Source organism: Terrisporobacter muris (assembly GCF_024621905.1).
Classification (GTDB): Bacteria; Bacillota; Clostridia; order Peptostreptococcales; family Peptostreptococcaceae; genus Terrisporobacter; species Terrisporobacter muris.
In genome coordinates this window covers 1-6027 of record NZ_JANKBY010000222.1, presented here as the reverse complement: position 1 = coordinate 6027, position 6027 = coordinate 1, and the positions used below count along the sequence as shown (strand labels likewise).

6 protein-coding genes are annotated in these 6027 nt (G+C 30.7%); all 6 read left to right on the top strand.

Features of this window, described 5'->3' with window-relative positions; all coding sequences use genetic code 11:
- The first annotated feature begins 155 nt into the window (after nt 1-155).
- Nucleotides 156-365, top strand: a complete 210-nt coding sequence (locus NSA58_RS14365; RefSeq protein ID WP_257560617.1) for a MarR family winged helix-turn-helix transcriptional regulator — start codon at nt 156-158, stop codon at nt 363-365.
- A 79-nt stretch (nt 366-444) separates the two neighbouring features.
- The gene (locus NSA58_RS14360) at nt 445-1821 is read left to right on the top strand and encodes an MATE family efflux transporter (RefSeq protein ID WP_074429262.1); all 1377 of its coding nucleotides are present in this window, start codon (nt 445-447) and stop codon (nt 1819-1821) included.
- Between the two features lie 219 nt (nt 1822-2040).
- Nucleotides 2041-3456, top strand: coding sequence for a YfcC family protein (locus NSA58_RS14355; RefSeq protein WP_039678307.1), 1416 nt, complete (start codon nt 2041-2043; stop codon nt 3454-3456).
- 164 nt (nt 3457-3620) lie between these two features.
- Nucleotides 3621-5084, top strand: coding sequence for an aminoacyl-histidine dipeptidase (locus NSA58_RS14350; protein ID WP_074429261.1), 1464 nt, complete (start codon nt 3621-3623; stop codon nt 5082-5084).
- Between the two features lie 225 nt (nt 5085-5309).
- Complete coding sequence (locus NSA58_RS14345; RefSeq protein ID WP_039678309.1) at nt 5310-5489, top strand: helix-turn-helix domain-containing protein; 180 nt, start codon at nt 5310-5312, stop codon at nt 5487-5489.
- A 113-nt stretch (nt 5490-5602) separates the two neighbouring features.
- Nucleotides 5603-5866, top strand: a complete 264-nt coding sequence (locus NSA58_RS14340; RefSeq protein ID WP_139045001.1) for a hypothetical protein — start codon at nt 5603-5605, stop codon at nt 5864-5866.
- Nucleotides 5867-6027: the final 161 nt, after the last annotated feature.

Genomic DNA, 6027 nt, shown 5'->3' with positions numbered 1-6027 from the left:
TACTGCCTTTTTAAATATTGAAAATTGTAATTTACATAAAATCTCTCCTATAACAACAAAAACATTCATGTACGGAGCTGATATCCTTGTTGAAAAGAACAGTTATGTTCATAATGAAGGTGTAAACATCATCTATTAGTTTAATGTTAAATAACATGGAAAAAAATAATCTGATAAAAAGGATGGCTGTATCAGAAGATGCACGTCTAAAACAAATAATCTTAACGGATAAGTCTAGAAAGCTTTATGAGGAAATTTCTAAAGCAATAGATTCTATAGAAAATAAGTTATGTCAAAATATAACACCAGAAGAAATAAAAGTATTTCAAATAGTACTTGATAAAATAAGAAACAATTTAGAATGACCCTTTAGGATTTGCAAAGGGTTATATTTACACAAATATTATTTTGCACAAAACATAAATAAATTGAGGAGAATTGAATATGTCAAAAGTATCTAATTTTACAGAAGGGAAAATATTCTTACCTTTATTAAAATTTGCAATACCAATATTACTTGCATTATTTTTACAAACTATGTATGGTGCAGTAGATTTACTTATAGTAGGACAATTTGGTCATGCAGCTGATGTGTCTGCTGTTTCAACAGGTAGTCAGGTAATGATGACCATAACTGTTATGATTACTGGTTTGACTATGGGTCTTACCATATTAATTGGTCAAAAGCTGGGAGAAGGAAAGTCAAAAGAAGCTGGAAATGTTGTTGGAACTGGTATTTGTATATTTGCTGTTATGGCTATTATTATTACTGTTTTAGTTGTTAGCTTTGCCTCACCTATTTCAAACTTTATGCATGCTCCAAAAGAAGCATTCGATGGAACTGTAGCATACATAAGAATTTGTGCAGCAGGTGCAGTTTTTATAGTTGCTTATAATATTATAGGAGGTGTGTTTAGAGGTCTTGGTGACTCAAAAACTCCCCTTATAACAGTGGGAATTGCCTGTGTTACAAATATTATAGGAGATTTAATATTTGTTGGAGTATTTAAAATGGCTGCCGCTGGTGCTGCCCTGGCTACAATCATGGCTCAAGGAGTCAGTGTTGTATTATCTTTAATAATTACTAGAAAACGTGGGCTTCCTTTTGAATTTTCTAAACAAAGTATAAAGTTTCATAAAAGCTTAACATCAAATATAATTAAATATGGAGCTCCAATAGCTTTGCAAGATGGACTTGTGCATTTGTCTTTCCTTGTAATTATGATTATAGGTAATTCTATGGGAGTGATTCCATCGGCAGGTATTGGTGTTGCAGAAAAACTTGTTGGATTTATAATGCTTATACCATCATCTTTCTCTCAAGCTGTATCTGCATTTGTTGCACAAAACTATGGAGCTAAAAAATACGATAGAGCTAAAAAGGTTCTTATTTACTCTATTTTATCATCCTTATGTTGTGGAGTTGTAATGTTTTATATTACCTTCTTCCATGGTGATTTACTTGCAGGAATGTTCTCTAAGGATAAGTATGTAGTTTTAGCAGCATGGGAATATATGAAGGCTTATGGAATTGACTGTCTTTTAACTGCAATAATGTTCTCTATGGTTGGTTATTTCAACGGATGTGGAAAGACAACTTTTGTAATGATACAAGGAATAGTTGGTGCTTTTTGTGTGAGAATACCAGTATCGTATCTTATGAGTAAAATATTACCGGTATCTTTATTTAAGGTAGGTTTAGCTACACCTATGTCTACTTTTGTACAAATTATATTATGTGTAATTTACTTTATAATTTTATCAAAAAAATTAAATAAAGAAAGTATGTCTTCGAATGTTGCTTTATTGGAAAATATATAAATATTAAAAATAAATAAAGTATAAATTTCAACTGCTTTGCTTGAAGGAGCAACAGCGTTGCCTGAAATTTCATATCGCCCACACAGTGGTTTAAAGTGGTAATGAAGGCATCTCGTTGGCGACATGAGCAAAGCAAATTTTTTATTTACTGTTACATAAAATCTCTTTTAATGGCAAATTTAATATAAATAGCAAAAGTCATTAAAGGAGAAATGTAAAATGAGCACAAATGAAAAAAAGAAAAGATCATTTAAGTTGCCAACAGCTTATACGGTATTATTAGCTATAACGGCTATTATAGCAATTGCAACATATTTCATACCTGGAGTTAAGAAAGCAAGTTTGGCAGACTTTGTTATGGCTCCAATAACTGGATTACAAGAGGCCATTGATATAGCCATATTTGTTTTATTAATAGGAGGGTTTTTAGGAGTAACTACAAAAACAGGAGCACTAGATGCAGGAATTGGAAATGTAGTTGCCAAGTTAAAGGGAAAAGAATTAATTTTAATACCTGTTTTAATGTTTATATTTTCCCTTGGTGGAACTAGTTTTGGTATGGCTGAAGAAACAATAGCTTTTACAGCATTAGTTACAACTACTATGATAATAGCAGGATTTGACCCTTTAGTATCTGTAGCATCAATTATTCTTGGAGCTGGATGTGGAGTTTTAGGTTCTACAGTTAATCCATTTTTAGTTTCAGTAAGTATAGGAGCACTAAAAGGAGTAGATATAGCAGCTAATCAAGTAATAGTAATTGGTACAGGTGTGGCACTATGGTTAATATCACTGCTTATATCCATATTTTTTGTTATGAATTATGCTAAAAAAGTTCATGCTGATAAATCTAAAACATTGCTTTCAGATTCAGAAATAAGACAAGCAAATGAAGCTTTTATAGGAAATAAAAGTGGAGAAGAAGAAGTAATAGAATTCACAGGAAAAAGAAAAGTAGTTTTATCACTATTTGCCTTTACATTTATAGTTATGGTATTAGGTATAATTCCATGGGAACAATTTGGAATTAATTTATTTAAAGGTACAGGATTTTTAACAGGGAACTCTTTGGGAAACTGGTGGTTCTCAGACTTAGGAATGTGGTTTGTAATCATGGCAGTAGTTATAGGTCTAGTTTATAGAATGAAAGAAGTTGAAATTGTAAATGCCTTCTTAGATGGTGCTGCAGAAATGGTTGGAGTTGCACTAGTTATAGGAGTTTCAAAAGGTATATCAGTTATTATGAGTACTACTGGACTAGATGCATATGTACTTTCTTCTGCATCATCAGTATTAGTTGGAATGTCACCTATAATATTCACAATAGTTGCTTTCTTAATTTATATGGCATTATCATTTTTCATACCTTCCACATCAGGTTTAGCAGGTTTATCAATGCCAATATTTGGGCCTTTAGCAGTTAGCTTAGGATTTCCACCAGAAGTTATAATATCCATATTTAGTGCTGGTAGTGGTCTTATAAACTTAGTTACACCAACAAGCGGAGTTATAATGGGAACACTTGCTATAGCAAAAGTGGATTACTCATCATGGGTAAAATTTGTAACTAAAGTTTTATTAGCTATCTTTGTAGCATGTGCAATTATACTATGCATTGCCATGATGTTTGTATAAAATTAGTTAAGTTCATGCGCCAACGTGTGCCTTTGCGCTGCTGCAGGTAAATACGTTGCTTAAAATTCGTGATGAACTCATGACGCCAAAATTGAGAAGCATTTCGCTTTGCTATCGCGTCAGATATATACATTGCTTAAAACTTACTTTGAAGGAGAAGATAAATGACAGTAAATATAGAAAATCCAAAACTACAATTAGTTTTTAAATATTTTTCGGAGATATCTAAGATACCTAGATGCTCTGGTAATGAAAAAGCAATAAGTGATTATTTGGTAAGTGAAGCCAAAAGACTGGGACTAGAAGTTATTCAAGATGAAACTTTAAATGTAATAATTAAAAAGCCAGGAACTAGCGGATATGAAAATAGTCCAGGAGTAATACTTCAAGGTCATATGGATATGGTTTGTGAAAAAAATAAAGACACAGTTCATGATTTTACTAAAGATGAAATAAAACTAAGAGTAGATGGTGATTATTTATATGCTACAGGAACAACTTTAGGAGCTGATAATGGTATAGCAGTTGCTATGGGGCTTGCACTACTAGCATGTGATGATATACCTCATCCACCACTTGAAGTAGTTTACACAGTAAATGAAGAAGTTAGTATGATAGGTGCAATGGAATTAGATGGAAGTTTATTTAAGGGAAAATATATAATAAATGTGGATTCAGAAGAAGAAGGAAAAATAACTGTAAGTTGTGCTGGTGGTGTTACAGCAGTAGTCACTATAAGTAAAGAATACAAAGAAATTACCTCACCCAAAACTGCTTATAATATAAGTATAAAAGGTCTTCAAGGTGGACATTCAGGAATGGAAATTGATAAAAAGAGAGGTAATTCTAATGTACTAATGGGTAGAGTTTTAAATCATCTTTGTAAAGATGGAAAGATTGATTATGATTTAGTTTCTATCCACGGTGGACTTAAAAATAATGCAATACCTCGTGAAGCAGAATGTGTAATTCTTGTAGATAATAAAAATGAAGAGATTTTACAAAAAGAAATATCTAATATTTTAGGTATATTTAAAAATGAATATAAGACTTCAGATCCAGGAGTTAATTTAGAATGTACGAAATCTGAAGAAACTTACAATAAAGCCTTATGTGATGATGTTAAAGAGAAGATAGTTGGTGTTTTAAACTTAATGCCTAGAGGGATTCAAACTATGAGCGCAGATATAGAAGGTTTAGTAGAAAGTTCTACTAACTTAGGAGTTGTAGTTACAAATGACAATGAGATTAAGTTTGAGTTTGCAACTAGAAGTTCTGTGAAAAGTTTAAAAGAAGATTTGAATAATAGAATGGAATTACTTAGCAAGTTTTTAGGTATTAATTTATTTTTAGAAGATGATTATCCTGAATGGGAATATGCGAAAAATTCTGAGTTAGAAAAGATTTGTGTAGACACTTATGAGGAGCTAACTGGTAAAAAGCCGGAGATAGTAGCTCTTCATGCTGGCTTAGAGTGCGGATTGTTAATTGATGCTATTAAAGGTGCAGAAGCCATTTCTATAGGTCCAGACTTATTTGATGTTCATACTCCTAATGAACACTTAAGTATTAGCTCTACAAATAGAACATGGGATTACTTAGTGGCAATTTTAAAGAATATCAAGTAAGGGATGAAAAACTAGATATAGAAATTATAAAAGGGCTATGGTTTTTAACCATAGCCTTTGTATTATAAAAAAATTAAATTAGTGTGTTGAGAAAAAATAAAAAAAGTTGATAAAATTAATATCAATTGAACTAATTGATAAAATTGCTAATTCAATGTTTTATAAAATGACATATGATATTATACCTCAATACAAAGTGTATTTGTAAAAAGGAGTTAGAGTATAATGACAGAAATGGAATTTGGCAAAACAATAGAAAAATTAATATACTTTTTAGGTGAAAAAAATTACTCATTAGCAAGAGAACTGGGGTATGACGTTTCTTATTTGAGTAAATGGATAAGTGGGACTATGTTTCCTACTTTTAAGAATATAAAAATCAACGGGCGTGTTAAGCTTCTTTAATATTAAAGTAAATTTAACCTTGGAGCAAATTCAAAGGAATATAGAATACATGGTAAAAATATTTTATGAAAATAAAGATATAGAATTTAAGTTAATAACAGATACATTGGTAGATGATTTTAAAAAATATGGCAAACCCATATGTATTTATATCAAAAAGCCTTAGTTTTATAACTGTGAACTGTGAGGAGGAGATAAGTGATAAGAATAGGTATATGATAATAAAGGATTTTAGATTAGATAATATATTTAAAAGGTTCTTTGAGAAAATATGGAATAGTGACAAAGAGAATGTAACAATGAACAGGGAAGAGGTTGTTAGTAGATTTTTAGATTTGCTGGGATATATAAAAATACTAAAAAATAATAGAAATTAAAATATAATATGAAATTATTTAAGTAAAATAAAAAGAAGCTGTATTGTAGAGTATTAAAAACTCTTTTGATACAGCTTTTTTCTTATGTGTATTTTATATATAGTAATAAAAAAAGAGTGCAGACAAAGTCTACACTCTGAGCCTCATGGGCTCTATAAAAG